The organism is Paenibacillus sp. VMFN-D1, from assembly GCF_003386155.1.
GTDB lineage: Bacteria > Bacillota > Bacilli > Paenibacillales > Paenibacillaceae > Paenibacillus_AQ > Paenibacillus_AQ favisporus.
In genome coordinates, this window is the sequence record NZ_QRDU01000005.1 from 456591 (window position 1) to 482556 (window position 25966).

Sequence of the window (25966 nt, forward strand, 5' to 3'; positions counted from 1 at the left end):
GCAAGCGCCTGCAGAAAGCATGGACCACAGAAATAGATACTCCTATACAAACTCCAAACCAAGAAGACTCGGGCATCGTTCCGGAGTCTTCTTGGTTTTTTTGTCGGTCAATTCCTGCTATTTTGCCTTGGCGGCGTCCTTCTGCAGCTCTTTCCAGGCGGCGACCGAGTCGGCGCTCGTATAGATGTAAGGGGTCTGGGGCTGGGTAATCGGCGTGATTTGCGAAGCCTCGATCTCGATCAGATTCTTGCCCCCTTGGGACACGTTCTTCAGTTTGCCCTGTACCTTGACCCAGGAATCGGCCGGCAGGGCCAGCTTCTGCTTGGGATCGACCATAATGCCGAAAGGGGTGGCGTCCGCCGTGCAGCACTGCACCAGAAAGCGGCTGACCGCGAAGGGGCCGCTTGCTCCACTTGTCTGGTCGCGGTAAACAAAGCCGGATACGGCGATTTCCTTTCCTTCAAACTGCTCCTTGAACATTTCGATCGCCCCGAACGTTTCGGAGTAAATCGCCGGGTAGACCGGGATGACGGGCTGGGCGTACAGCAGTTTGGCGAGCTCGGCGAATTCCTTGGCATACGGATCGGTGGTCTCGAAGGTGACGGTCGTATCCCGATTTGTGGGGGCGTTGGTAATTGACTTCTCCGGCACGGTGGACGCACTGGGGATGGCCTTCTCCGGCTCCATCGCCGAATAGGTGAGGGAGATGCCCTTCTTGGCGGCGGCGATGCTGCCGAGGGCCTTATCCGGAAGGAGGAACCCGAGCAGCAGCGGGAGCACGAACAAGCCGTACAGGCCGGTGCCTTTCAAGAAGCCGGCAGGCAGGCGGTGATCGCAGTTGCACAGCACCTGGCTGCGTCCGAGCAGTGCCTGGATCACCAGGCTGAGCGCCATCAGGCCCAGCGGAATCGGGCACAGCCGGATCCATCTCGCCAGGGCGGGCGCGACGTAATAATGCAGCGCGTTCTGCTGCATCAGGTGCAGAATATAGAGGGCGAAGGCCGCCAGCACGGCCGCCCGGAACAGGTAATGCAGCCGGATGCTGCGGGAGTCGTTCACTTGGCTTTACCTCCAGTCGGATTAGGGGTGGGGTTCTCGCATCTTGCGCGGGCGTGTTCCTGGCATGGGCGTTCACAGCCAGATCGAATGATACATCCGCCAAAAAGTTTACAGCCAGGCCGAAATCAGAACCGAACCGACAAAGACGCAGGCGGCGATCAGGAAGAACAGATAGAGGGCGAACTTGGTTTTGAACAGCGCCATCAGCATCATGGCGTTTTTGAAATCCAGCATCGGGCCCAGCACCATGAACGCGATCAGCGAACCGGCGGGAAAGGTGTGCAGGAAGGTGGAAGCGACAAAGGCGTCCGACGTGGAGCACAGGGAGAGCGCAAAGGCGAGTCCCATCATGAACAGATACGAGCCCAGCGGATGGCCGCCGATGGCGGAGAGGCTTTCCCGGACCATAAACGTCTGAATGCCCGCCGTCAGCAGGCAGCCGATGATCAAATATTTGCCCATGTCGAAAAACTCGTCCGACGTATGGACGAATACCGACGCCAGCCGGCCGCCGCGTGCCGCATGGAGATGAGCATTCCCGCCGGTTTCCCGCTCCATCGACCATCTCACCGGCGATTTTTTTACCGTAACGTAGACGATGAGCCCGATCAGGAAAGCGACGGCGAAGGCCAGTCCCATCCGGGCGTATGCGAGATCCGGATGGCTGCGGAACGCCATGAAGGTGGCTCCGTAGACAACCGGATTGATGATCGGTCCGGATAAAATGAACACGATCGCGACATACACGGGCATGCCCTTATGAATGAGCCGGCGGACGAGCGGGATCATGCCGCACTCGCACACCGGGAAGATCACGCCGAGGAGACAGGCGAACAGGATGGCCGGAACCGGCTTTTTCGGAATCCAGCGCGACAGGACCTCGTCCGGCACAAACACCTGCAGCAGCGAAGAGAGCAGCGCACCGGCCAGCACGAACGGCAGTGCCTCCAGCAGAATGCCGACGAAGCTGGTTTTGAACGTGTCCATATAGACGTTATCCAGCAGCTCGATGCGCTCCGGCAGCCACAGGACGAGCAGGATAATCAGAAAGGCGGCGGGAAGAAGCAGCGGGACGATTTTAAAAGGGGAGAGGGTGGTCATGGCGGGATCAGCTCCTTCCATAAGGAATAATGAAGCTTAACGAAACAGTTCGGACCAGCGTTCCTTCAGCCGCGCCTCGTTCAAATTCAGGCCGATCATGACGAGGTACGGTGCGCCGGGATAGCGGGAGGTTTCCCAGAACGTGTGCGTCCCGGCATACTGGACGAGCTGGACTGGTTCATGGCGGGCGAGCGCCACATGCCCTTTGGCACGAAGAAGCGCATCTCCGCACTCACGGAAGAACGCCTCCAGCCGCTCCCTGGACAGGGAAGCCGGGCTTTGCTCCGCCGGGGGAAAGGTCAGCGTGACGGTGCTGACTTTGGAAAAAGAGGCCGTCTCGTCATGATGTTCATGCCCGCCGTGGCCGCCATGCCCTTCATGCGCGTGGACAGTGGCCGTAAATCCCGCACCGTGACCGTTATGGGCAAGGTGGCGAGCATGCGAAGCGGCAGGGTCAACAGCTCCACCGAACCTGTGCTGCGCCTGGCTGCTCAGCGCCTCCTGTGCTGGGGTTTGTGCACCAGCCCGGACAGCAGCGGCCTTGGATCCTTGGCGGCGGTCGACCCCGTCCAGCAGGCTGGACAGGTCAATCCGGCTATATTCTGTGTATACGATCGCAGCCTCGGGATTATGCTTGCGGATCATGCTTTCGATCTTGCCGATGGTGCCCGGGGCGGCCAGATCCTGCTTGTTGACCGCGACCAGATCGGCGCTTTCGATCTGCCTGCGCAGCGTGCGGACCAGCTCTTTGTCGGCAGAGAAGCGGCTGTTGAACTCCAGCACGTTCTCCGCGTCGAGCATCGTCACCGTATAATGGTGCCGTACCCGGCCGGCAAGCCCCGGCTCCTGAAGGGTGCGGCGGATTTCTTCCGGATCGGCCACGCCGGTGAGCTCGATGACGATGACGTCGGGCGACCGCTCCAGCAGGGTGGATAGACCCTGCGGCAGCTCGCTTTTCCGGCTGCAGCAGACGCATCCGTCCAGCAGCTTCTGCACCTGAACCCCTGCCTGTTCCTCCAGAATCGTTCCGTCTACATCCCGTTTGCCCAGCTCGTTCATCAGGATGCCGGGGGTCAGTCCCCGGGCTGAGCACTCCTTGAGCACGGACAGCAGCAGCGTCGTTTTGCCGCTTCCCAAAAATCCGCTTAATATGATGACGGGTGTTACCATGTGCGATTCATCTCCTTTATCCTCGTTGTCGAATATAGAGCAGGCCCAGGAATAATACGGCCTGTACCAAGCGTGAATTTTTCGCCCATTTTATCTATACGTAAAGATTACGATTTAATGCCTATGAATATGGTGGTCCGGAAGGTGCTGATAGATTCAGAACCGCGGCAATTGACGCCATTACCGGGCAACCTGCTGAGGAGAAATCTGGAAAAGAATGCTATAGATCCATTCATATCCGGAGCGAAGTCGTTTATGATAGGTTTATGTCAGCGACCAAGGATTTCCGGAGGAGGAAAAGGAAGGCATGAGCAAATTTGTCATCGGCATGGACCTCGGCGGAACCCGGATCAAATCGGCGGTATTTGACGCGGATGCCGGTTGGAGGATCGCCGCGGAAAGAATGGATGCCACCGAAGCGGACAAGGGACCGGAACATGTGCTGAACCGGATGAAGCGGATCGTTCATGAACTGATGAAGGAAGCGGGGATCGGGCCGATAGACGTGAGCTGCATGGGGATGGGCATTCCGGGGCTCCTGGATCCGCGGGAAGGGCTGTCGATTCTGTCTCCCAACTTTCCGGAATGGGAACATATCCACGTCGTAAACCGGATGCGGGAGGAGTTCGCTTTTCCGGTTTTCATCGATAATGATGTGCGGGTCAACATGTACGGGGAGTGGCGGTTTGGCGCCGGCAGGGGCTGCAGGAATCTGATGCTCATTACTTTGGGAACCGGACTGGGCTCGGGAATGATTTATGAGGGGAAGGTGATCTACGGCACGTCTTCGAGTGCAGGCGAGATCGGCCACATGAACATGTACAGGGAAGGGCGGCCGTGCCGCTGCGGCAGCTCGGGCTGCCTCGGCCGCTACGTGTCCGCGGTGGGCATGGTCCGAACGTTTGCGGAAAAGCTGGCGGAAGGACGGACGAGCGTCATTCAGGAATGGACGGGCAACGATAACTCGCAAATGACGGCACAGCTCATTTCAGACGCCTATGACCGGCAGGACGCGCTCGCTATTGAAGTCATGCACGAGACGGGAGAACTGCTCGGGTACGGACTGGCGAACGCCATCAATCTGCTGAATCCCGAAATAATCATTGTAGGCGGCGGCATGGCCGCAGCCGGAGAGCGGCTCTTGCGCCCGGTGCGCGAGACGGTAGCCCGCCATGCGCTGCAGCTGTCCGCCGGCGTATGCCGCATCGTGCAGGCCGAGCTTGGGGACAAGGCCGGGATGCTGGGCGCCGCCGTGTATGCGGACGGACGTTTGAAAGGAGGGAATTCATGGTCAGACAATGGGCTAACAGGCTGATTATGCTGCTGGTGCTGGCTGCGGTCATTCTGGTCGTTATTTACGCTTACGAGGGGAAGTTATTCGGCCTTCAAGACAAGAAAGCGGAAGGGAGCCCGACGGTGGTGGAGGCGATTGAAAAGATCCGGGGCGAGGGGTACGTGTCCTATATGATCGATGAGCGTCCGGTTGCTGACGGGGAGGTGGCATTTTTCCTGCGGGAGACATCCAACGGTGGGTACACCATCGCTGCAGAATATGTAAGGAAATTCGAAAAAGGCTGGAAGTGGGGCTATGGGGGAAGCTTCGGAGCCTCCAACTATCACCCCGGACTTTCCGATGTCGAGGCTCGGAAGGAAAGCTTTTTTGCCATGTACCTGCCCGGGACGGAGGGCACGGAATTCGGCAGCTCTCCCTTTCCCATGTATTTTGGCATCGCTCTGCATCCCGACATCAGCCGCATCGTGGTCAAGGACCCTACCGGCTATGAGAAGCAGGCGCAGATCATTCCCATCGAGCAAGACTTCAAATTGTTTTACGTGTTTTTGGATGCGTCACAGGGTACGAAGTTCGAAATTACGGGCTATGACGGAAGCGGAAACATCATTCGGCGGGTTACTCAGGACGAGGCAAACACCAACAACACGGGGACGACACGAATCGATTAACCGTAATTTTACATAAACTTCCTTCCCAATTAACGGATCGGAAACAATCCATCGATAAGATGAAGGAGGAAAAATCCAATTCGAACAAGCCGGGAGGAGAGAAATGATGAGATTGGCGCTGTTGGGTGATTTGCATTACCACGAAATCGACGAGTCGGTGCCGGGGCTGAAGGAAGCCCGGCGTGCATTCTATCAAACGGTGCTGGAGCAGTTTTTGGAGCAGGAAGCGGACCTGTATATTTCGCTGGGGGATCTCACCAACTTCGGCACGGCCTCCGAGCTTCGCGAAGTGTACGACCTGCTTCGCCGCCAGGACAAAACGTTCATACACGTACTCGGCAATCATGACTTGTATGCGCAGCGCAGAGCCGAGGTGCTGGAGATGACGGGCCAGGAGAGGTACCATGCCATCGACACGGATCAAGCGATGCTCGTGTTTCTCGACACGGCCAAGGAAATGGATTTTAAGGACTGGGGCGGCTGGCTCGATCCCGAACAGTTGGGCTGGCTTGAGGAGCAGGTTGGACTGTCGGGCGACAAGCCGCTGCTCGTCTTTGGCCATCACCCCGTATACAATACGACGGCGGGTTCGGAGAAGGATAAGGGCTCGATTCATCCCATCATCGACATGTGGAGCATTTTGAACCAAAAGCAGGGCATTGGCATCTATTTCAACGGCCATACGCATATGGACTCGATCGCTCATCGGCAGGACTGGTCGTTTGTGCAGCTGTCAGCCTGCCTGGATCAGCCGGGCTTCCGGATCGTCGATATCGCGGAGGACGCGATCCGAATCACACCGGTCGAAGTGATGGACCCGGCGCTGCCGGATCACATGGCGCTCCTTCACCAGCATATGAAGCATTTCAGCCCGAATCCGGATGCCAGAGGGATGGAGGACGACCGGGCTCTCCTCGTTCCGCTGCCGATTGCGCCACAAATCTGAATATAGAGTAATCACGACCTTCGTGAAAGGGAGGCTGTACACGCATGAATGACGTTATGACCCGGGAGCATTTTTTCAAAGGTCTCGCCAAGCATAAACGGATTGCCTCCATCAAAGACCCCCGCCATATTGAAATCGCCTTGAAGCACCGGGATGAGCTCAGCGGCGTCTTTCTGCTCATGGGCCATATCGGTGTCGCCAAAGGCTATGTGAACGTATTCCGGGAGCACGGTCTGCCGGTGTTCATGCATCTGGAAAAAATCGGCGGGCTCAGCACGGACCATTACGGCCTGGACTATTTGGCCAAGAGCATCCGCCCGGTCGGCATCATTTCGACCAAAACCAGCGTTATCAAAACCGCCAAAAAAATGGGGCTGCTCACGGTACAGCGTTTCTTTCTCGTCGACAGCGAAGGGCTGGAGAACATCGCGAAGAGCCTGTCCCAGGCCGAGCCGGACATCATCGAGCTGATGCCTGCCCGCATTCCGGACATGATCCGCAGGGTGAAGAGCTTTACGGAACTCCCGATCATCACCGGCGGCCTGCTGTATGAGCACAGCCACGCACAGGAGTGCCTGGACCAGGGAGCGACCGCCATTTCCGCGTCCCGTCCCGAGCTGTGGAGAAGAAAGATCATTTGATGTCCCGTTAATATTCCGCATAAACCGCGTTAATAGTTGTCCCTTATGATGAAATCGACAAGTAAATAGAACGGTTGGAGTTATGGAGAAACCTGATCTGTCGAGAGAACGCTAAGCCAGCGTTCCCACTCGGCGGTATTCGGGTTTCTTTATTTTTTGGGCTGCAGCCGTCGTTGTACAGCAAACATAAACCAAATTCAAGGGTGGAGGAATCAATCGATGTTCAAGAAAAAGATCGCACTGCTTACACTGTCCGCGGTAATGACGGGCATGCTGGCCGGATGCGGCGGCGGAGCCGAGAAGGCGGCCGGCAGCGAGACAGCAGAAGCGGCAGCGGCCAAGCCGGATAAAAAAATCGTCATCAAGTACTGGTACGCCTTCGGCGACAAGATCGAGGAGGCCAAGCAGCATATGGTCCAAACGTTCAATGAGTCCCAAGACAAGATCGAGGTGGTCGCCGAGCATCAGGGGAATTACGATGACCTCCATGCGAAGGTCCAGGCGGCTTTTGCGGCTGGGGACGCCCCGGCGGTCACGGATCTGGAAATTGCCTCTACGGGCGTGTTCGCCCATTCCGGCATGCTTGAAGACCTGACCGCATACGCCGAGAAGGACAAGGACCAGCTGAAGCTGGACGATTTTATCCCCGGACTGATGGGGAACGCCTACGTGGACGACAAGCTGTACGGTCTGCCTTTTATGCGCAGTACTCCGATTATGTACATGAACGTGACGATGCTGAAGGATGCCGGGCTGGATCCATCCGGGCCCAAAACGTGGGATGAGTTTGAGCAGTACTCCAAAGTGCTCAAGGAGAAAGGCAAGCTCGGCATGACCGTGCCGGTCGATATTTGGTTCTACGAGGCGCTCGTGGCCCAAAGCGGCGGCACGATGCTGAGCGAGGACGGCAAGAAGGCAACCTTCAACAACGCGGCCGGCGTGGCGCCGGTGGACTTCTGGAAGCGGCTGGTGAACGAAGGCCTGATCAAAATGCCGGTCGGCGACGAAGCCGGGGATACGGCGGACAAGGATTGGGCGAACCAAATTTCCGCGTTTAAGTTCGCCTCGACCGCCGGCGTATCGCAAAGCCTGGAAATCGCCAAGGGTAACGGCTTTGAGCTGGAGACGGCCTTCATGCCGGCCAACAAGGATTACGGCGTGCCGACAGGCGGATGCCAGCTCGTCATGACGTCGAAGAGCAGCGCCGAAGAGAAGGCGGCGGCATGGGAATTCATGAAATGGATGACCTCCCAGGAAAACACGATTTACCAGCATAAGCATGTCGGATACTTGCCGACCCGCACGTCGGCGGTGGAAAGCGAAGAGCTTAAGGAGCATTTTACCCAATATCCGCAGTATAAAGTCGCTGTCGACCAGCTGAAATATGCCAGACCGCGCCCGATGGAGAACGGATATCCGGAAGTCGCCAAGATCGTCCGCGATGCGATCCAGAAGGCGATTATCGATCCGAAGACGACGCCGCAGCAGGCGCTGGACGAAGCCGCGGCCAAATCGGATAAGCTGCTTGGCAAGTAAGTTTAGCGCCTTTCAGGCAATGAAACAGACCCGCCAAACAAGGAGGCATTCGGCATGGCCCAAATCGAGCTGATCGGCATTTGCAAGAAATACAAGGAAGAAACCGTGATTGAGAACCTCAATCTGACGATCCGGGACGGTTCGTTTACCGTCCTGGTCGGGCCGTCCGGCTGCGGCAAATCGACGACGCTGCGCATGGTGGCCGGCCTGGAAAGACAGACCGCAGGAGATATTCTCATCGACGGCCAGCGTGTGAACGACACGCCGCCCGGCCTGCGGGACGTGGCGATGGTGTTCCAGAACTACGCGCTGTACCCGACCATGACGGTCCGGGGCAATATCGAGTTCGGCCTCAAAAACCGCGGCGTTTCCCGCAAGGAGCGGGAGCGACTGGTCTCCGACATTTCGGAAATCGTCGGACTCGGGCCATACCTCGACAAGAAGCCGCAGAACCTCTCCGGCGGCCAGCGCCAGCGCGTGGCGCTCGCCCGGGCGATGGTGAAGCAGCCGAAGGTGTTTATCCTTGACGAACCGCTGTCCAACCTGGACGCGAAGCTGCGGAACCAGATGCGGACCGAACTGATCCAGCTGCACGAACGCCTTGGTACGACCTTCGTCTACGTGACGCATGATCAGGTCGAGGCTATGTCCATGGGCGATGAGATCGTCGTCATGAACGAAGGGGCGGTCCAGCAGGCGGACTCGCCGATGAAGCTGTACGAACAGCCCGTCAACCTGTTCACCGCCCAGTTTATCGGCACGCCGGCGATGAACATCATGAAGGTCGGCGACATCAAGGGGCTGCGCGTCCAGCCCGAGTCCGGAGCCTACCATGTGGGCTTCCGGCCGGAGCATGCACAGATCAATCCGGACGCCCCGGTGGAAGGGCTTGTGCTTGAAGGAGACATCTTGACGCGGGAGAGCCTGGGGGCGGAGCACATCTATCAGATCCGTTCCAAGGCGGGAGCGTTTTTTGTCAAAACGTTTCTGAAGCCGCTGGTGACGGCGGAGCGCGTATGCATCGCCGTACCGCACGGGCATCTCTATTATTTCAGCCTGAACGGCAGCCGGGTGCAGACGGCGGGCGCGGCGAACGAGGAGACCTCCTCGCGGCAGCTGATAGCAGGAGGGGTGTAGCATGACCGTCTGGGAACGGCTGCGCCCGTACAGCATGGTGGCGCCGGCAATTATCGTCTTTGCTATGTTTTTCATCTACCCGATTTTTTACATGATGTACTTAAGCCTGTTCGACTGGAACTTCGTCAGCCCGACAAAAACGTTCGTCGGCATCCAGAACTTCGTGGATCTGCTGTCGGAGCCGGATTTCCGCAAGGTGCTGTCGAACACGACCCTTTATACCGTGCTGACGGTTACGCTGACGACCGGACTCTCCCTGTTCATGGCGATCTGGCTGAACCGCAGCGGCTTCTTCTACGGCCTGGTACAGGGGGCGATCTTCAGCCCCCATATCATCTCGCTCGTATCGATTTCGCTCTTGTGGAGCTGGCTGATGGACCCCGAATACGGGCTCTTGAACTGGGTGATCGGCCTGTTCGGCTTCGGCAAGCTGGAATGGCTGTCCCATCCGAGCACCTCGCTGATCTCCCTGGTGATCGTGGCCGTGTGGAAAGGGCTCGGCTATAACACGCTCGTGTTTATCGCGGGACTGCAGAGCATCCCGCAGGATATATACGAGGCGGCTTCCCTGGACCGCTCCAGGCCGTGGACGACGTTCACGCGGCTGATTTTGCCGATGCTGTCGCCGACGATCTTTTTCCTCGTCATCATCAATTTGATCGGGTCGTTCCAGGTGTTCGAGACGATCGCGATCATGACGCAGGGCGGCCCGGTCAACTCGACCAATACGCTGGTGTATTACATCTACGAGGCCGGCTTCCGCTTCTTCAAAATCGGGTATGCCTCGGCAGCCGGGGTCATCCTGCTGTTCATCGTCGGCATCCTGACTATCGTCTATTTCCGGCTGCTGTCGAGCCGTGTTCATTACCGTTAACCGTAACGACTTCTGCTTCTATGATCTTAGAAAAGGGGGAAAACCGCGTGGAACCCGCAAACCGTGCTTTTGACGGGCATACCGTCGCCGTTCCCGGCGGACGCATGCTGGAAGCGCCAGGCAGACCTGCCCTTGTGCGCTCGGCTGCCGTCCTGCTGCTGAAGGCGCTGAACGTGGCGGCGCTGCTGCTGCTGGTTCTCATCTTTGCCATGCCGTTTGTCTGGATGCTCTCGACATCCCTCAAAACGCTGCCGGAGACGATGATCTTCCCGCCGGAGTGGATTCCCCGGAATCCGGTATGGAGCAATTACGCCTCCGCGTGGCAAACCGGGCCGTTCCTGCATTACATCACGAACAGCGCCGTCATTTCGGTCAGCATTTTGCTGCTGCAGATGCTGACGATCATTCCGGCTGCGTACGCATTTGCCAGATACCGGTTTGTCGGATCCGGCTTTCTGTTCAGCCTGGTCATGGTGACGCTCATGATCCCGACCCAGCTCATCTTTCTGCCGGTATATTTGGAGCTGAGCGCCTTCAAGCTGCTGAATACCCATCTCGGGCTGATCCTCCCGTTCGCGTCCAGCGCGTTCGGCATCTTCCTGCTCCGGCAGGCGTTCCGGCAGATCCCTGAGGAGCTGGTGGAAGCTTCCCGCCTGGATCAGGCCAAGGAATGGAAAATCATCGTCCGCATCATGGTGCCCATGGTGAAGCCGGTGCTCGTGACGTTTGCCCTGTTCAGCTTCATTGCGCACTGGAACGATTATTTCTGGCCGCTCGTCATGACGACGAACGAAACGGCGCGAACGCTGCCGATCGGCATCGCCAAAATCCGCGAGGTCGAGGGCGGCGGCACCTGGAACATCCTGATGGCCGGCAACGTCATTTTGGTCGCGCCGATTCTGGCCGCCTTTTTCTTGGCGCAAAAGCATATCATCAAAGCGTTTGTGTACAACGGCGTCAAGTAAGAGGGATGCTGTATGACACGTGTACCACAGTGACCATGAACGCAGGCTTACGTTTAAAAGAGCCGCTCCTCCGTCTCTCGGACGATACGGAAGCGGCTCTTTGCTTTTTTTGGAGTTATCCAGCTTGTAGATCGGGGATAACTTTAGGCTGCGAAAATGGTTAACGGCGGCCGCTCAGATCCCGTCAACTGGGGCGCCGCTTCACACGACATCTGCGGCAAGAATCGCAAGTGGGCCGTCTTCAGCGGCGATGTCCTGCAGATCATAGACCGAAATCGGGAACATCGGAATACCGACATAATAGGGTGTGATCGCGTACAATGGGTAAAAGAGCACCAACGCCTTGTCGGCGAGGTAGAAATCCTGGTTAGGCGCGACTGTGATGCTCCCCGCATCCAGTACCGGAAGATTCCGCTCCTGCACCTGCTTTTTAACGGCAGCGGTCAGGACCGCTTGGTAAGGGGAGCCCGGTTTGAACAGGCTGGACAAGGTATAGGTGTTCCCCGTTTGCATGGAAAAGGTCAATCCCTTGGCAATCGTGTATCCATGCGCCATCGGCGTGGAATAGGTGTAATTGCTCAGCACCAGACTGAGAATGCCGCGCTCGTTTGTTTTGATCTCGAAATTCCCGGTCGTTTCCGGCTGGCTTCCCGTCTGAACCGTCTGCTGGGCGCGCTGCATGTCCTGGATCGTACGGATGATCGTGTGGTTGATTTTGTTTTCGGCCGTTTTGTCGGCCAGCCCGGTTACCTGCGGATAGTGGATCACCGTGCCGGGGGCCGTATAGGTGACGGTATGGATGGTGACCGGCGGTACGTATTGAGGCATGCGGTTCGCTCCAATCGTTGAATGGTATACACCAGCCTATTCCGGGCCTGGGCGTTCGGTGACGGGAGCGGAGCACGGCTGCTTACTTCCACCTGAGGCCAGCCGATCTAATCGATATAATGTAAATACGAGAACAGGGGGCACGCCGCGTTAAGGCGATTTGTCTGAACAGGTTCAGCATATTTAAAAAATATTCCGAGGCTCATGGTAACCTTACGGATCTGATATTGCACTATAGGGTTGAAACCAAGATCAAGGGAGGAGAGTGGGTGTGCGGCAGATCATTGAACAAGCCCGGCAGGGGGACGGGGATGCGCTAAACCGTCTCTTCCGGCAGTATTATGCGATGGCGCATACGGCCGCATACGGGAAGCTGCAGGATCATGATTTGGCGGAGGAAGCGGTGCAGGAGGCGTTTGCGGAAGCATTCGTCCACCTTAGCCGGTTGCAGCAAGCGGACGCCTTTCCGGGGTGGCTGCGGACGATTGTGCATCGCCAGTGCTACCGTTTAATTCGCAGAAAGCCGCAGACTTCCGCGCTGGAGGAAGGGGAAGTGACTGCACCAGACCAGCCGGATATCGGAGAGGTCGTGGCCCGGCAGGAGCTGTACCGGATGCTTCACGATTCGGTCCAGGCCTTATCTCCCGGCATGCGGGAGGCGGTCCAGCTGTTTTATTTTCACGGCTATAGTCTGCAGGAAATTTCGGAGTATGCGGGAACGCCGGTGACGGCGCTCAAAAAGAGGCTGTTCGATGCACGCCGCAAGCTGAGGGGCACGCTGCCGGTCGCCGATTTTGCGCATGTATTCAAGCATTTACACGAAGGAGGAAAACGCATGCTGCATATTGTTAACGGCGATACGGTCGCCGAGACGCTCAAGCAGGGAGTCGTTCAGGGGGATATCCTGGTATGGCGCGAGGTATATCCGGAAGGCCCGGTGTTTCTGGAGCCGGCGGAACCGGAGAGCCGTGCGGTCCGCGCGCGATACCTTGAGAAAGACATGGGCATCCCGGCTGATGAGTATATCCGGAACTGCGAGGAACAGGAGCAAAAACTGGCCGGATTCCGGCAGTATGACGAAATCGTGTTGTGGTTCGAGCATGACCTGTTTGACCAAACGATGCTGTCTTATTTGCTGCACTGGTTTGGGCAGCAGTCCCTTGGCAGGACGAAGCTGAATCTGCTCTGTATCGGAGATTATCCGGGAGTTGGCCTGTTCCGCGGACTTGGCCAGCTAACGGCCAGCCAGCTGAAGACGTTGTCCGGAACGTGGCATCATATCGGAGCGGAAGAGCTGAAGCTGGGGAGCAGGGTCTGGGAGGCATACACCTCACCTGATCCGATGAAGCTCCAGCAGCTATTGGAGGAGGACACCTCGGCGCTTCCGTTCGTGCGGGAGGCGTTTGAGCTGCACCTGTCCCGTTATCCTTCCGTTTATAACGGACTGGGGATCGTAGAGCAGATGACTTTGGAAAAGGTAAGCGAAGGGATTCATTCGCCGCTCGACCTGTTCAGGCAGATCGGCGACCAACTGCACGGGTTGGGCATGGGCGACCTGCAGTACTGGGATGTTCTGCGCAGCCTGTGTCAGGGCCCAAGTCCGCTGCTGACGCTGGAGGGGGCGGAAGCCTTTCCCGGCTATGCGGAACCTTCTCCGTCTTTCCGGGACAGCAAGGTCCAGATCACGGAATGGGGGACCCGGGTTTTACGCGGGGAGGATTACTTGGAACGGTGCGGCATCGACCGGTGGTACGGAGGCGTTCATTTGAGCGGTGACCAGCCTGTGTGGCGTTGGGATCAGGATCGGAGAAAGCTGGTGAAATGCGGAGAGTAGGAACGGCCATCGGAGGCGAAATCCGGTCAAAATCATCGCTGCCATACAGTAAGTATAGAAGGGTGAAGGGAGCTGGGAGAGGTCATGCTTTTATCTAGGGAAATTCTGGAGTCATTCGGGCTTCAAGGGGAGGCGGTTCCTCTGGAAGGCGGGCAAAATACATCGGTGAAGGTACAGGAGGCAGTTCTCAAACCGTCGGAAAATGAACAGCATGACGAGTGGGTGCTTGGCATCATGCACGCTCTTCAGCCGCGCGGATACCGGGTATCCAGGCCAGTTCCGGCACGGAACGGGTCTTTTGTCAGCGATGGATGGACGTGCAGCCGATTCGAGCCGGGCAAGGAAGTTCAGGGTAACTTGGAACAAAAGCTAAGGGTGGCCCGGCTGTTCCACCGGGATCTGGCCAGCATTCCTTATGAAGGGTTTTCGGAGCCGGACCATCCTTGGTCCCGGGGCCACCGGATCGCGTGGCAGACCGAAGGGCTCCCGGCCGGGTTCCCTGTCCCTGTGAGGGATTTCCTGGCGGGCCTGCTCGGAAAGGTCAAGCGAAGCGGGGAATATCCCGTTCAGCTGATCCACGGCGATCTGGCCGGGAACATCCTGTTCGATGAGACCCTCGGTCCGCTGATCATCGACTTTTCCCCGACAGTTGCCCCGCAGGCGTATGCTGAAGCGATTCTCGTCTGCGACGGCATTGCCTGGCAGGGATGTCCACTCTCAGATCTAGGTCTGCTGCCGAATGACAGCCATTACCGGGAAATGTTGTTACGGGCGGTCATCTTCCGCCTGTCGGTATCCGCGATATTTTGCGGGGAGAACACGGAGCGCTTTTTCACCGAAGCGGAGGCGTTTGGGCCCATCATCGAGCACCTAGCATCATTTCCTTGTTGATGTGGAATCTTCACAGGATGAGCAGACGCCGTACTACCGGCCATAGGTTCAGATCATGACAAAGAAGCAGGCAAGATGCCTGCTTCTTTACTTGGGTGTAGACAAGGATCTGACCCATTCCTTTGTTACTCATCCCCGGGATATTACTCGAAATGAACCTCCTGATCCAGAAAGATCTCCTTGCGGCTAAAATCCATAGGCTCTTCGAACGGGATTAGCGCAAAGTGAATCTGGTTCAGCTGCTCCGGCAGGCGCGGCTCGACGAGAAAGGACATGGAGCTGATTCCTCCGCCCCCACGGGATCCGTTGCGCCCTACACTGTATTCTCCATCTTGGCTAGTAACATCGAGCTGAAGAAGAGGGCGGAAATCAGTGAAATCATCCACATTCTCCAGCTGTTTGATTTCGATATGTACAATACTGCCATGCTCATGCTGCATCGCATGGGTGATCCTGTATTGGTACCCTTCCTGCACGGTCGTTTTCATAATCTGCAGAATGCCCTGCAGCTCGCCGGGACCTTCGGAGCGTGGGCGATGAAACCCTCCGTTAATCGAATGAAACAGCCAGTTCAAATAGGGAGGCTTCAAGCCGAATTTCTCTTCAAACTCCTTCATTACTTCCTTAGGCGGAAAACACCGTCGCCCTTTCGCCAGGGCTTTCCGGTGGTTGAGCAGCTCAATCAGCTGCGTATCGACCGCATGGATTTCCTCATCGTAATCATTGGGCACCGCCCGCAGTTCCGACCATCCCATGATCCAGTTCCTCCCTTATTGTCAATATACCATTAAAACATAAGTTTTCCTGATTATACCATAGACTGAAAACTGAGATATGAAAAAGTATGGACAAGCAATAAAGCTTGGGACTGTAGCTCCTCTCCACGATTGATGTATAGTGAACGTAGCATCATCAAACGTTTGGCTTGGCCCAAGCTGGCGGGCAAGGAGGATGAAGCGATTTTGCCTGAAATTAGAGGTTTTATCGGAACCCACGACAAGGACTGGGAGGACGAGCGGCAGTGGAGCCATCCCGATTTGGAAATCACCGTCGTGTTGGAAGGAAGCGGTCGCTTTGTTCATGAACAGGAAGAAAGGCGGGTCGAAGCAGGGCATGTCGCGCTGATCCCGTCCTTATCCGCTCATTCTTTCCATGCGATGACCCCGATCCGGTTCGGGGTTGTGCTCGTTGACGGACTGCCGATGCATGTACGTGAGCTGTTCGAGCGGCTGGTTGTCCTTGGCAAACCGCGCATTATTGCCTTATCCCGCCTCGACCAGGACCGCTACGAGCGGCTGTTCCGGGAATGGCTGAGGAGCCGTTCGTCTACGCTGAAAGAACCTGTCCGAAATGATTTGGCCTGGATCGAAATTCTGCTGCTGTTTTTAAACGAGCATTCCCACCCGGACCAGCAGTCGTTCACGGTATCGCATACAGGCGATTATATTCGCCGGCATCTTCAGGAACCTATCGTCATCGGCAGCCTCGCGGAGATGGCCGGCCTGTCGGAGGAAGGCTTCCGCAAACGGTTCTTCAAAGCCTACGGCATGACGCCCAAGCAGTATCAGCAGATGTGCCGCCTGGAAGAAGCCAAGTGGCTGCTCAGCTCGACGGACAAGGATATGCAGGCCATAGCCGAGCAGATCGGCTTTGCCCAGCTGCACTCGTTTTCGCTGTGGTTCAAAAAGACCGAAGGCTGTCCACCGTCGGAGTGGAGAACGAGGCAGCGCCGCGACCATCATTGAGGCATCCGGTCCGGTTTTGCGTAAATTGTGGCGGGTTTCGATTAACGACTTTCTCCTGAAGCAGGGGCTATGATGAGGGGGAATCTTCCGCTTCCGTCAGGAACGCGGTGATACCTTGAAAGGAGAGAGCGGCATGAACGTGACGATCGGAACGAGGGAGCTTGTGATGGGAAGCCGGTATTTGACCGAGCTGCGCAGCAGCAACGATATATTGGAGGACACGGAAGCGCTGAGATTGCGTCTGGCGGAGGAGGGATACCTGCTGATCCGCGGATTTCACGACCGCGAGCGGGTGCTGTCCGCAAGGGAGGAGTTTTTACGCAAACTCCAGGCCATGGGCAGATTGGAGCCGGGGACTCCGCTGGACGAAGGGCGCATTTCCCAAGAGAACCGCAGCATGATGTGGGGCGGCGGCGCGGAAGAGCTGCAGGCGGACTTCCCGCGATTTTTGGATGTGGTGAACCATCCTTCGGTTTTGGATTTTTTTGACCGTCTGCTTGGCGGCAAATCGATGACATACGACTATAAATGGCCGCGGGCCGTAGCCCATGGCGGGAATACCGGCGCGCATTACGACGTCGTGTATATGGGAAGGGGCACCAAAAACGTGTATACGATGTGGACCCCTTTCGGAGACACGCCGCTTGAGCTCGGAACGTTGGCCATGTGCCTGGGCTCCCAGCATTTCAGCAAAATTAGGCAAACGTACGGCGAAATGGATGTGGACCGGGATAATGTCGCGACAGGCTGGTTTTCCGAAGACCCGGTGGAGATCGTCGATACGTTTGGGGGACGATGGGCCACAACGTCTTTCGAAGCGGGCGATGCCATTATTTTCGGCATGTACATGATGCATACTTCGCTTAACAACATGACGGGCCGCTACCGGATCAGCTCAGATACCCGCTATCAGCTCGCATCGGAGCAGGTCGATGAGAGATGGGTGGGCCGCAAGCCGAAGGGGCATTATGCATGGGGCAAAACGACGCCCAAACCGGTCGCCGATGCCCGCAAGGAATGGGGCGTATAAGGGAGGCAAATTGCCGAATCTAACAATCGCACCCCTTTCACCTGACAAAAAGACACGATTGCGCGGAAAATAAAGCCGTCCCCAACAAATGTGCAGGTACATGGAAACACCTGGCCGTTTCCCTTCCAGGCGCCGCAGTTTACAATGAAAGCGTTATATTCCTGGATAAAAGGAGAACAGCCATGAACTTTGACCTGAGCGTAGTGCCCTTCAGCCGCAGAGAGACGTTTCTGGCGGTATCGCTGCTGCCTGAGGGTAAAAATAGACCGGCCGGGCTGTACCTGCGCACCGTCCGGGGCGGGGACGACAAGTTCGGGGAGGCGTTCCGCATCGAGCTGCTGGATGACGCCGGTGAGCTTTTGCCGTTCAAGGCCGAAGCCAATCCCGCCAGCGTGAAGCTGGCTGCCTTCGACAGCAGTAGTTATGCAGAGCTGTGCATATCGGACAGCCGCACCGCGCGCTTCCGGACTAGAGGCTGCGGCATCCGGCTGACCTTTCAGCCGGCGGCTTACGATTATGCCTACGAGGCGGTGCCCGGCAGCTGGGAAGTGAACAGCTTTACGCACGAATGCCGGTTTATGCTGACCCGTCTCGCCGGCTGCATGAAGATGGAAGTGATATGGGACAAGATCAAGAGCTCGCGCATCGTGGCTGAGTTCAGCCCCGACGGAGCCGCGGGTACGGCCGAATTCGCTATTGAAGAGTTCCGCACGGTGTGGAAGCCGCGGCCGGCCTGGGAGCCCTTTGAGGCGGCGGTGAAGGAAGCCGAGGCCGAATTTGCGGCCTGGCTGGATCACAGCCTTACGGTGCCGGCGCGCTGGCAGGAAGGGCGGGAGCTGGCGGCTTACATTACGTGGTCGTGCCTCGTCCCGGCCGAAGGCTGCCTGACGCGCCCGGCGATGTATATGTCGAAGAACTGGATGACGAATATATGGAGCTGGGATCACTGCTTTAACGCCATGGCGCTGGTGCGCCACGATCCGAAGCTGGCGTGGGACCAGTTCATGATCTTTTTCGACCGGCAGGATGAGAGCGGGCTGCTTCCCGATTTTATCAACGACAAGTACGAGCTGTGGAACTGCAACAAGCCGCCGATCCACGGCTGGACGCTCGGCTGGATGATGCGCCGGACCGATTGGATCGGCGAAGCGCAGCTTCGGGAAGTATACGGGCCGCTGTCCAAATGGACGGATTGGTGGTTCCGGTACCGGGACGGTGACGGCGACGGCATTCCCCAGTACAATCACGGCAACGATTCCGGCTGGGACAACAGCACGGCGTTCAATAACGGCATTCCGGTGGAAAGCCCGGATCTGTCGGCCTTTCTGATTTTGCAGGCGGAGCTTCTGGCCGAGATTGCCGGGCTGTTGGGGAAGGCAGAGGAAGCAGCGCGGTGGCGCCGGCTTGCCGGGGATACGCTGGACGCCATGCTAAGCCATTTCTGGAAAGACGGCCGGTTCACGGCATGCCGGTCAGGGACGCATGAGCGTTCGCAAGGCGACAGCCTGCTGCTGTTCGTGCCGATCCTGCTCGGTAACCGGCTGCCGGAAGAGATACGGACCGCGCTGCTGCAGGGGCTGCGGGAAGAGGGCCGTTTCCTCACCGGCAACGGCTGGGCGACCGAAAGCGTCCGCAGCCCGTATTACCAGCCTGACGGCTACTGGCGCGGGCCGATCTGGGCGCCGTCGACCATGCTGCTCGTGGAAGGCGCCGCCGCGGCGGGCGATACGGAGCTCGCCAGAGAGGTGGCGCAGCGGTTCTGCCGCATGCTGAACAAGAGCGGAATGGCGGAGAACTTCGACGCGCTGACGGGCGAAGGGCTGCGGGACAGGGCTTTTACCTGGACGTCGAGCGTATTTTTGATCCTCGGACACGAATACGGGGAACTATAGCGGGAACATGCACTTCTTCGGAAGGGACTTTTTGGAAAAGTCCTCCGGGGAGGTGCTTTTCCCGTTTAACGAAAGGTGTTTCACTTCCGCAAACAAGGCGCTTGACTACGGATATTTTGTAAGCGGTAACAATTGCGCGGCGAAAGGGCTCCGTCCTCTGTCCGTCCATGCTAGAATGCAGATAGACGACTACCGTGAAGAGGAGGGGACCCGCCATGAATATCCGCCGGCACGGACCGCTGCGGCGCTGGCTTCCGGCAGGAGCTTACCGCAGCATCCGGACCAAACTGCTCGTATGCTTTCTGATTGTGACGCTGATCCCGCTGCTCTCGCTCGGGGCGCTTTCTTACTACCAGTCCGCCAGGACGGTCAATTCCCAGTTCGGCCGTTACGGCGAGAACGCGGTGGCCCAGCTGCAGCAGCAGTCGGACTCCATGCTTGTCCGCATGAAGCAGATGAGCCAGACGATCTACTCGTATTTGCTGGACCCCGCCCATGCGGACCTCGGGAGCGATCCGCCGGTCACCTACGGCGAAATCATGGAGAAGAACGACTTCGAATCCGTCCTGAGGTCGCTGGCTAACGACCAGACGGCCGGCATTTATATTATTACGCCATCCGGTTATTACTACGGCGAAAATAACCTCGACGTCGGCAAGCTCGCCGCTATTCCGGCCTGGAAGAGCATGCCCGCCTCGAATAGCGGCCCTTACTGGCTGGGCTTCTATATGCAGAACCATGCGATATCCGCCTCGGAGCAAGCCGGCCCGGCGGTCCTCGGACTGGCCGTGCCGATCCGGAACCCGGGCGGCGCCCAGGATGGCAGCACGATTCTGATCGAAGAGGACGCCCGGGAGCTGCTGCGCATGTTCCGGCAGTTCGAGGAGGACACGAAGGCGCATCTTTCGATTCAGGCGCCGGACGGCCGGACCGTTTACGAAAGCACGGAATCCTTTACGCCGAGAGATAACGATATCATCTGGGACAAGACACTGTCCGTCAATCATTGGAAGATCGAGGCGCGTCTGCCTGCCAAGGCGTTTTACCAGTCATCGGGAGTCATCCGGTCGAATACGGTCATCGTGGCGGTTTGGTCCTGCCTGCTCGCTTTCGGGCTGGCCTATCTGTTTACGTCCCGGTTTACGGGGCGGATCCGTTCCCTGAAGGAATCGATGCAAAAGGTCAGCTTCGGCAAACTGGACACGCGGGTTCCGGTCGAAGGACGGGACGAGCTCGGGAGCCTGGATATCAGCTTCAACCGGATGGTCAGCGGCGTGCAGTCGCTCGTCCAGGAAGTGGAGCGAAGCGAGCGCCTCAAGAAGGAGGCCGAGCTGAAGGCTTTTCATTATCAGATCAATCCGCATCTGCTCTTCAATACGCTGAACTCGATCCAGTGGAAGGCCAGGCTGGAAGGGGCGGAGGAAATCCGCCGAATGCTGTATCACCTGACGATGGTGCTGGAAGGCAACCTCGATATATCGCAGGAGCTCGTTACGCTGGAGCGGGAGCTGCGGATGATCGGGCATTTTTTGAAAATCCAGGAGATCCGTTATGGAGCCGTATTCCAATATAAGCTGGACTGCGAGGAAGATCTGAAACGGTTTGTCATCCCGCGGATGACGCTGCAGCCGCTGTTTGAGAACATTTTTTTCCACGGTTTTACCGACGGGGCCGGCATAATCGAGCTGCGTGTCCGGGAGCAGGGGGAGGAACTGCTGCTGGAACTAAAAGACAACGGGGCCGGCATCGGGGAAGAGAAGCTTGCGCAGCTCTTCGCTCCGAATCCCGAGCCCCGCGGCCGCGGCGGTCTCGGTGTAAGAAACGCGGACCAGAAATTCAAGCTGCATTTCGGCCCGCGTTACGGACTTACGGTACGTTCAATCAAAGGAGAGGGAACATCGATACTGATTCGCTGGCCCAAAAAGGAGGAGCATCCGGATGGAGAACGCAAACAACCTGAAAGTGCTGATTGCCGATGACGAGAGCATCGTTCGCAAAGGCCTGAGATCGACGGTGCCCTGGGAGCGGTTCGGTATGGAGGTCGTGGCCGACGCGCCCAACGGGGCGAAGGCGTGGGAAGCCTTCAAGGAGCATCGCCCGGACATCGTCATTACCGATATCGTGATGCCGGAGATGGACGGCATCGAGCTGCTGCGCAGGGTCAAGGAGGCCGAGGAACGGACGAAAATTATCCTGCTCAGCTGCCACCGGGATTTTGAATACGCACAGCAGGGCATCCAGCTGGGGGCTTCGGGCTACCTTCTGAAGACCGCGTTTGAGGACGAGGAGCTGGAAGGGCTGCTGGAGAAGCTGCGACGGGAGCTACAGCGGCGTCCGTCCCCGGCACCGCTGGACGGGGAGAAGCTGGAGGCGCTCCTGTTCGGCTGGCTCAGCGGCAGCAGCGGAAGATTTCCCGCCGAGCTGGAGCGGCTTCGCGCGGAGGCGTGGCGTTTTGGCGGCCAGGACGTGCATGTGTACCTTGTCCGGACGGAGGGCTGCGGCATGCCGTGGGCTGAATGGCTGAAAGCGAAGCAGCTCGTACACAGCACGGGAAATGAAGCGGTCATCCCCTATGGCGGTGACGCCTGCTATTGGATTGTGCCGGAAGGGCTGCAGGAGGCGGCAAACAGCCTGCTGATCGAAGCCAAGGGCAGCCATGGACGGCTGAAGTGGTCCGCCAAGGGCCCCTTGGGCACCAGCAGCGGCATCGCGGAAGCGTTTCGCTCCCTGCATAAAGAGGCCGAGCTGGAACGGGCGTACGGCGTATCCGGCGGAGATTGGCCCGAGCCGATCCAAAAGGCGGTGCGGCTGCTTCATGAGCAGCCCGGTTCCGACTGGTCGGCGAGCGAGCTGGCGGAAGAGGTCGGGCTCAGCCGCAGCCATTTTTCCATCCTGTTCAAAAAGACGGTCGGCGACAGCTTTATCGCGTTCCAATACAAGCGCAAGCTTCGGCTGGCCCAGGGACTGCTGCGGGATACGGACCTGACGATGCAGGATATCGCCGAGCGGACGGGACTTGGCGACAGCAAGTATTTCAGCAAATGGTTCAAGCGCTGCACGGGTCAGACTCCAAGCCAATTCCGGACCGTGCAAAAAGGCGAATCGGACCGGACAGTTTGACACCCCGCACGAAAGTTCAAACAAAAAGACGCCAAATTGCCGATGAACGCACGTTTTGAACCGCTTTCAAAAGCGTTACGATGAAAGCGGTTCAAATATGAGATGCCTCATTCGCGAGAGGAGCTGACAATATGAAAAAACAGGTTTCACTTATCGTTCTTGCAGCGGCGCTGATGATGTCACTGTCGGCCTGCGGCGGTAGCGGGGGCAAGGCCGAAACGGCCGGCCAGGGCGGCGGCTCCGGATCGGAGAAGACGCTGCGCTTTGCCACCTGGGATACGGGGGATGCACTCAAAATTGAGCAGGACATCGCCAAGAAGTTCGAAGAGAGCCATCCGGGCACGAAGGTGCAGGTGGAGGCATACGCGGACGGCTTTGATCAGAAGCTCGCTGCGGGCTTTGGCGCCGCCAATCCGCCCGACGTCATGTACATGTGGGATTTTCCGACATACCACCAGTCGCTGGAGCCGCTGGACAGCTATGCGGACAAAGACAAGGATTTAAATATTGACGACTTCTACAAGGGCCTGTTTAATTACGGCAAAATCGACGGTGCCCTGTACGGCATTCCGGCGGGCTTTACGACGCGGGTGGTGTATTACAACAAGAAGCTGTTTGATGAGGCGGGCGTGCCGTATCCGAAGGACGGCTGGACCTGGCCCGAATTCCAGGAGATGGCCGGAAAGCTGACGGACAAATCCAAGAAGCAGTACGGCTTCGGCGTCCGCGCGGAGAACGACACTTACGATCTGCAGGGGTTCGTATGGAGCAACGGGAGCTCGTTCATTTCTCCTGACGGCAAGACGATCGACGGTTACATGAACAGCAAGGAAACCGCAGAGGCGATCCAGATGTTCGGCGACATGGTGAAGAACGGCTCGGCCGTGCTGACCGGCGGTAAGGGGCAGCAGAGCGGCGACGACATTTTCAAGGCAGGCAAAATCGCTATGTGGGAAAGCGGCATCTGGCCGCTGGAGTCGTTCCGTCAGGCAGGGGTCGATGTAGGCACAGTTGAAATGCCGGCCTTCCCGGGCAAACCGGTCAAAGGCGTACTGGCTGAATCGGCGCTGTCGATCGCGAAGGATTCCAAGCAGAAGGATCTGGCCTGGGAGTTCATCAAGTTCTACGTATCCGATGCGTCAATCAAAATGCGGGTTGCCGACCTTCCGGTGCGTCAAAGCGTCGTGACCGAGCTGAAAAAGGACCAGGATCCGCTCTACAAGCCGTACTATACGATGCTGGAGCGTTCGGACAACACCCCGGCGTTCCTGCTGAATCCGAAGTGGAATGAGGTTAACCGGCAGCTCTCCGCCGCAGTGGAATCGGTCATGCACGGCAGCAATGCCCAGGATGTGCTGAACCAGGCCGTAAAGGACAGCGAGCGCTACATGAAATAATACCTGAAGAAAGAAGGTTTTTGAGATGGCTCAAACCTACCTCCACCCGGCACGGGAACAGTCAGCCGCCCTCAAGGCCTTGAAGAAACGCAGACGGGGTGGGGCTGCCCCCTACCTCTTCATTTTTCCGTGGATATTCGGCTTTCTGGTTTTCACGCTGGGACCGCTGCTGTTTTCGCTCGTCATTTCGTTCTTTGACTGGCCGATCGTCGGCAAAGTGACGTTTATCGGGCTTGGCAACTACGTGGAAATGTTCACCGACGATCCGCTGTTCTGGAAATCGCTGATGGTGACGCTGAAATTCGCCGTGCTGTTCGTGCCGCTGAACATCATTGTCGCCCTCGGGCTTGCGATGCTGCTCAACCAGAAGGTTCGGGGCAGCGCGATTTTCCGCACGGCGTTCTACCTCCCGTCCGTTATTTCGGGTGTGGCACTGGCCATGATCTGGTCCTGGGTGTACAGCGGCGATTACGGCATCCTGAACTACTTCCTGTCGATCTTCGGGATTCAGGGGCCGGATTGGCTGAACGACACCAAATGGTCGCTGGTCGCCATGGTCGTCGCCAGCTTATGGGGACAGGGCTCGATGATGCTCATTTTTCTGGCGGGGCTCAAAGGCATCCCGAAGGATCTCTACGAATCGGCCTCCATTGACGGCGCAGGCAAGCTTCGGCAGTTTGTCAGCGTCACGGTTCCGATGATCACCCCGACGATTCTGTTCAACCTGATCACGTCGATTATCGCGGCGTTCCAGCAGCTGACGCTGGCGCTGCTCCTGACGGGCGGGGGACCGATGAAGGCGACGTATTTTTACGCGATGTACATGTATGAGAACGCATTTAAATATTTCAAAATGGGCTACTCTGCCGCCAACGCCTGGTTCATGTTCCTGATCGTGCTGACGCTGACGTTCCTGGTGTTCAAGTCGTCGGAAGCGTGGGTGTTTTATGAAGGCGAAATGAAGCGCGGACCGCAGAAGAAGCCGAAGCCGGCGAAAGGAGGACGGGTAGGATGAAAAAGACGCTGAGCTATCTTGCGCTGATCGTCTTGTCCCTGCTCTTTATCGCGCCATTGTTCTGGGCCATTACGACAGCGCTCAAGTCTCCGCAGGAGCTGTACCTGTTTCCACCCAAATGGATTCCATCCGTCTTCCGATTCAGCAACTTTGCGGATGCCTGGAATATACAGCCCTTTAACCTGTTTTTGAAAAACACGCTGATCGTCACGTTGCTATCCACCATCGGCCAGCTGGTATCCTGTACGCTTGTGGCCTACGGCTTCGCCCGGTTCGAATTCAAGGGACGGAACCTGCTGTTTCTGATCGTGCTGGCCACGATGATGATTCCGTGGGAAGTGACGATGATCCCGCAGTATATGGAGTTCAATTATTTGGGGTGGATCAACACGCTCAAGCCGCTGATCGTTCCGTCCTGGTTCGGCTCTGCATACTTTATCTTTTTGCTGCGACAATTCATCATGACATTACCGCGGGAATTAGATGAAGCTGCCACGATCGATGGGGCCGGCAGGCTTACCGTGCTGATGCGGGTGATCGTGCCTTTGATGGGGCCGTCGCTTATCCTGGTGGCGGTGTTCCAGATGATGAACTGCTGGAACGATTACCTCGGACCGCTCATTTTTCTGAACGACCAGACCAAATACACGCTGACGCTGGGCCTGTCGCAGTTCAAGGGCATGTACGGCGTCGATATGCAGTCGATTATGGCCATCACGTGCCTGATCTCCATTCCGCCGCTCGCCATCTTTTTCTTCGCACAACGCTATATCGTCGGCGGCATTGCGAGCACGGGCATCAAAGGTTGACGCCTCTTTCGAAC

23 protein-coding genes are annotated in these 25966 nt (G+C 57.5%); 18 read left to right on the forward strand and 5 right to left on the reverse strand.

Annotated features, from left to right (window positions below):
- Positions 1-117: 117 nt before the first annotated feature.
- The 3 genes from C7820_RS28450 to C7820_RS28460 form a co-directional block, all read right to left on the reverse strand.
- Positions 118-1059: a TIGR03943 family putative permease subunit gene (locus tag C7820_RS28450; RefSeq protein ID WP_116233888.1), complete on the reverse strand. Its 942-nt coding sequence runs from the start codon at positions 1057-1059 to the stop codon at positions 118-120.
- Positions 1060-1167: 108 nt separating this feature from the next.
- Complete coding sequence (locus tag C7820_RS28455) at positions 1168-2160, reverse strand: permease (protein WP_116233889.1); 993 nt, start codon at positions 2158-2160, stop codon at positions 1168-1170.
- A gap of 36 nt (positions 2161-2196) precedes the next feature.
- Positions 2197-3330 carry a CobW family GTP-binding protein gene (locus C7820_RS28460; protein ID WP_116233890.1) on the reverse strand — a complete coding sequence of 378 codons (1134 nt, stop codon included), beginning with the start codon at positions 3328-3330 and terminating at the stop codon, positions 2197-2199.
- A 307-nt stretch (positions 3331-3637) separates the two neighbouring features.
- On the opposite strand from C7820_RS28460, the gene C7820_RS28465 reads away from it, so the two are divergent.
- From C7820_RS28465 to C7820_RS28500, 8 genes are all read left to right on the forward strand, one after another.
- The gene (locus C7820_RS28465) at positions 3638-4645 is read left to right on the forward strand and encodes an ROK family protein (protein ID WP_116233891.1); all 1008 of its coding nucleotides are present in this window, start codon (positions 3638-3640) and stop codon (positions 4643-4645) included.
- Entirely contained in the window at positions 4618-5292 is a 675-nt protein-coding gene (locus tag C7820_RS28470) for a hypothetical protein (RefSeq protein WP_116233892.1), read from the forward strand. The genes C7820_RS28465 and C7820_RS28470 overlap by 28 nt, the downstream gene beginning before the upstream one ends.
- A 103-nt stretch (positions 5293-5395) precedes the next feature.
- Positions 5396-6238 carry a metallophosphoesterase family protein gene (locus tag C7820_RS28475; protein WP_258875552.1) on the forward strand — a complete coding sequence of 281 codons (843 nt, stop codon included), beginning with the start codon at positions 5396-5398 and terminating at the stop codon, positions 6236-6238.
- Between the two features lie 44 nt (positions 6239-6282).
- Positions 6283-6879, forward strand: a complete 597-nt coding sequence (locus tag C7820_RS28480) for a glycerol-3-phosphate responsive antiterminator (RefSeq protein ID WP_084204193.1) — start codon at positions 6283-6285, stop codon at positions 6877-6879.
- A gap of 219 nt (positions 6880-7098) precedes the next feature.
- The gene (locus C7820_RS28485) at positions 7099-8415 is read left to right on the forward strand and encodes an ABC transporter substrate-binding protein (RefSeq protein ID WP_116233894.1); all 1317 of its coding nucleotides are present in this window, start codon (positions 7099-7101) and stop codon (positions 8413-8415) included.
- Between the two features lie 54 nt (positions 8416-8469).
- Positions 8470-9552, forward strand: coding sequence for an ABC transporter ATP-binding protein (locus C7820_RS28490; RefSeq protein ID WP_116233895.1), 1083 nt, complete (start codon positions 8470-8472; stop codon positions 9550-9552).
- A 1-nt stretch (position 9553) separates the two neighbouring features.
- Positions 9554-10426 carry a carbohydrate ABC transporter permease gene (locus C7820_RS28495; RefSeq protein ID WP_116233896.1) on the forward strand — a complete coding sequence of 291 codons (873 nt, stop codon included), beginning with the start codon at positions 9554-9556 and terminating at the stop codon, positions 10424-10426.
- A 104-nt stretch (positions 10427-10530) separates the two neighbouring features.
- The gene (locus C7820_RS28500) at positions 10531-11391 is read left to right on the forward strand and encodes a carbohydrate ABC transporter permease (RefSeq protein WP_116233967.1); all 861 of its coding nucleotides are present in this window, start codon (positions 10531-10533) and stop codon (positions 11389-11391) included.
- A gap of 201 nt (positions 11392-11592) precedes the next feature.
- Here C7820_RS28500 and C7820_RS28505 read toward each other — a convergent pair whose 3' ends face one another.
- A complete protein-coding gene (locus C7820_RS28505) occupies positions 11593-12219 on the reverse strand; it encodes a DUF3298 and DUF4163 domain-containing protein (RefSeq protein ID WP_116233897.1) in 627 nt (208 codons plus the stop codon).
- 271 nt (positions 12220-12490) lie between these two features.
- Between C7820_RS28505 and C7820_RS28510 the strand changes: the two genes are divergently transcribed.
- Positions 12491-14053: a sigma-70 family RNA polymerase sigma factor gene (locus C7820_RS28510; protein ID WP_116233898.1), complete on the forward strand. Its 1563-nt coding sequence runs from the start codon at positions 12491-12493 to the stop codon at positions 14051-14053.
- Positions 14054-14137: 84 nt separating this feature from the next.
- A complete protein-coding gene (locus C7820_RS28515; RefSeq protein ID WP_116233899.1) occupies positions 14138-14944 on the forward strand; it encodes a phosphotransferase enzyme family protein in 807 nt (268 codons plus the stop codon).
- A 143-nt stretch (positions 14945-15087) separates the two neighbouring features.
- On the opposite strand, the gene C7820_RS28520 is transcribed toward C7820_RS28515, so the two are convergent.
- The gene (locus C7820_RS28520) at positions 15088-15699 is read right to left on the reverse strand and encodes a hypothetical protein (protein WP_116233900.1); all 612 of its coding nucleotides are present in this window, start codon (positions 15697-15699) and stop codon (positions 15088-15090) included.
- Between the two features lie 207 nt (positions 15700-15906).
- Here C7820_RS28520 and C7820_RS28525 point away from each other — a divergent pair, with 207 nt between their 5' ends.
- From C7820_RS28525 to C7820_RS28560, 8 genes are all read left to right on the forward strand, one after another.
- Positions 15907-16689, forward strand: a complete 783-nt coding sequence (locus tag C7820_RS28525) for an AraC family transcriptional regulator (protein ID WP_251678849.1) — start codon at positions 15907-15909, stop codon at positions 16687-16689.
- 133 nt (positions 16690-16822) lie between these two features.
- Positions 16823-17719, forward strand: a complete 897-nt coding sequence (locus C7820_RS28530) for a phytanoyl-CoA dioxygenase family protein (protein ID WP_116233902.1) — start codon at positions 16823-16825, stop codon at positions 17717-17719.
- Between the two features lie 182 nt (positions 17720-17901).
- The gene (locus tag C7820_RS28535) at positions 17902-19611 is read left to right on the forward strand and encodes an amylo-alpha-1,6-glucosidase (RefSeq protein ID WP_116233903.1); all 1710 of its coding nucleotides are present in this window, start codon (positions 17902-17904) and stop codon (positions 19609-19611) included.
- A 215-nt stretch (positions 19612-19826) separates the two neighbouring features.
- Entirely contained in the window at positions 19827-21590 is a 1764-nt protein-coding gene (locus tag C7820_RS28540) for a cache domain-containing sensor histidine kinase (RefSeq protein ID WP_116233904.1), read from the forward strand.
- Positions 21550-22731, forward strand: coding sequence for a response regulator transcription factor (locus tag C7820_RS28545; RefSeq protein ID WP_116233905.1), 1182 nt, complete (start codon positions 21550-21552; stop codon positions 22729-22731). The genes C7820_RS28540 and C7820_RS28545 overlap by 41 nt, the downstream gene beginning before the upstream one ends.
- A 131-nt stretch (positions 22732-22862) precedes the next feature.
- On the forward strand, positions 22863-24128 hold the full coding sequence (locus C7820_RS28550) for an ABC transporter substrate-binding protein (protein ID WP_116233906.1): 1266 nt from the start codon (positions 22863-22865) through the stop codon (positions 24126-24128).
- A gap of 25 nt (positions 24129-24153) precedes the next feature.
- Positions 24154-25143, forward strand: coding sequence for a carbohydrate ABC transporter permease (locus tag C7820_RS28555; protein WP_076175657.1), 990 nt, complete (start codon positions 24154-24156; stop codon positions 25141-25143).
- A complete protein-coding gene (locus C7820_RS28560; RefSeq protein WP_116233907.1) occupies positions 25140-25952 on the forward strand; it encodes a carbohydrate ABC transporter permease in 813 nt (270 codons plus the stop codon). The genes C7820_RS28555 and C7820_RS28560 overlap by 4 nt, the downstream gene beginning before the upstream one ends.
- The last annotated feature ends 14 nt before the right edge of the window (positions 25953-25966 follow it).

Bases quoted from the DNA above. Each gene is read 5' to 3' on its own strand.
- C7820_RS28515 (WP_116233899.1), top strand. From the start codon at position 14,138: ATGCTTTTATCTAGGGAAATTCTGGAGTCATTCGGGCTTCAAGGGGAG.
- C7820_RS28535 (WP_116233903.1), top strand. From the start codon at position 17,902: ATGAACTTTGACCTGAGCGTAGTGCCCTTCAGCCGCAGAGAGACGTTT.
- C7820_RS28505 (WP_116233897.1), bottom strand. From the start codon at position 12,219: ATGCCTCAATACGTACCGCCGGTCACCATCCATACCGTCACCTATACG.
- C7820_RS28550 (WP_116233906.1), top strand. From the start codon at position 22,863: ATGAAAAAACAGGTTTCACTTATCGTTCTTGCAGCGGCGCTGATGATG.
- C7820_RS28470 (WP_116233892.1), top strand. From the start codon at position 4,618: ATGGTCAGACAATGGGCTAACAGGCTGATTATGCTGCTGGTGCTGGCT.
- C7820_RS28540 (WP_116233904.1), top strand. From the start codon at position 19,827: ATGAATATCCGCCGGCACGGACCGCTGCGGCGCTGGCTTCCGGCAGGA.
- C7820_RS28495 (WP_116233896.1), top strand. From the start codon at position 9,554: ATGACCGTCTGGGAACGGCTGCGCCCGTACAGCATGGTGGCGCCGGCA.
- C7820_RS28455 (WP_116233889.1), bottom strand. From the start codon at position 2,160: ATGACCACCCTCTCCCCTTTTAAAATCGTCCCGCTGCTTCTTCCCGCC.
- C7820_RS28545 (WP_116233905.1), top strand. From the start codon at position 21,550: ATGGAGAACGCAAACAACCTGAAAGTGCTGATTGCCGATGACGAGAGC.
- C7820_RS28480 (WP_084204193.1), top strand. From the start codon at position 6,283: ATGAATGACGTTATGACCCGGGAGCATTTTTTCAAAGGTCTCGCCAAG.
- C7820_RS28475 (WP_258875552.1), top strand. From the start codon at position 5,396: ATGATGAGATTGGCGCTGTTGGGTGATTTGCATTACCACGAAATCGAC.
- C7820_RS28500 (WP_116233967.1), top strand. From the start codon at position 10,531: ATGCTGGAAGCGCCAGGCAGACCTGCCCTTGTGCGCTCGGCTGCCGTC.
- C7820_RS28555 (WP_076175657.1), top strand. From the start codon at position 24,154: ATGGCTCAAACCTACCTCCACCCGGCACGGGAACAGTCAGCCGCCCTC.
- C7820_RS28520 (WP_116233900.1), bottom strand. From the start codon at position 15,699: ATGGGATGGTCGGAACTGCGGGCGGTGCCCAATGATTACGATGAGGAA.
- C7820_RS28530 (WP_116233902.1), top strand. From the start codon at position 16,823: ATGAACGTGACGATCGGAACGAGGGAGCTTGTGATGGGAAGCCGGTAT.
- C7820_RS28460 (WP_116233890.1), bottom strand. From the start codon at position 3,330: ATGGTAACACCCGTCATCATATTAAGCGGATTTTTGGGAAGCGGCAAA.
- C7820_RS28490 (WP_116233895.1), top strand. From the start codon at position 8,470: ATGGCCCAAATCGAGCTGATCGGCATTTGCAAGAAATACAAGGAAGAA.
- C7820_RS28560 (WP_116233907.1), top strand. From the start codon at position 25,140: ATGAAAAAGACGCTGAGCTATCTTGCGCTGATCGTCTTGTCCCTGCTC.
- C7820_RS28485 (WP_116233894.1), top strand. From the start codon at position 7,099: ATGTTCAAGAAAAAGATCGCACTGCTTACACTGTCCGCGGTAATGACG.
- C7820_RS28465 (WP_116233891.1), top strand. From the start codon at position 3,638: ATGAGCAAATTTGTCATCGGCATGGACCTCGGCGGAACCCGGATCAAA.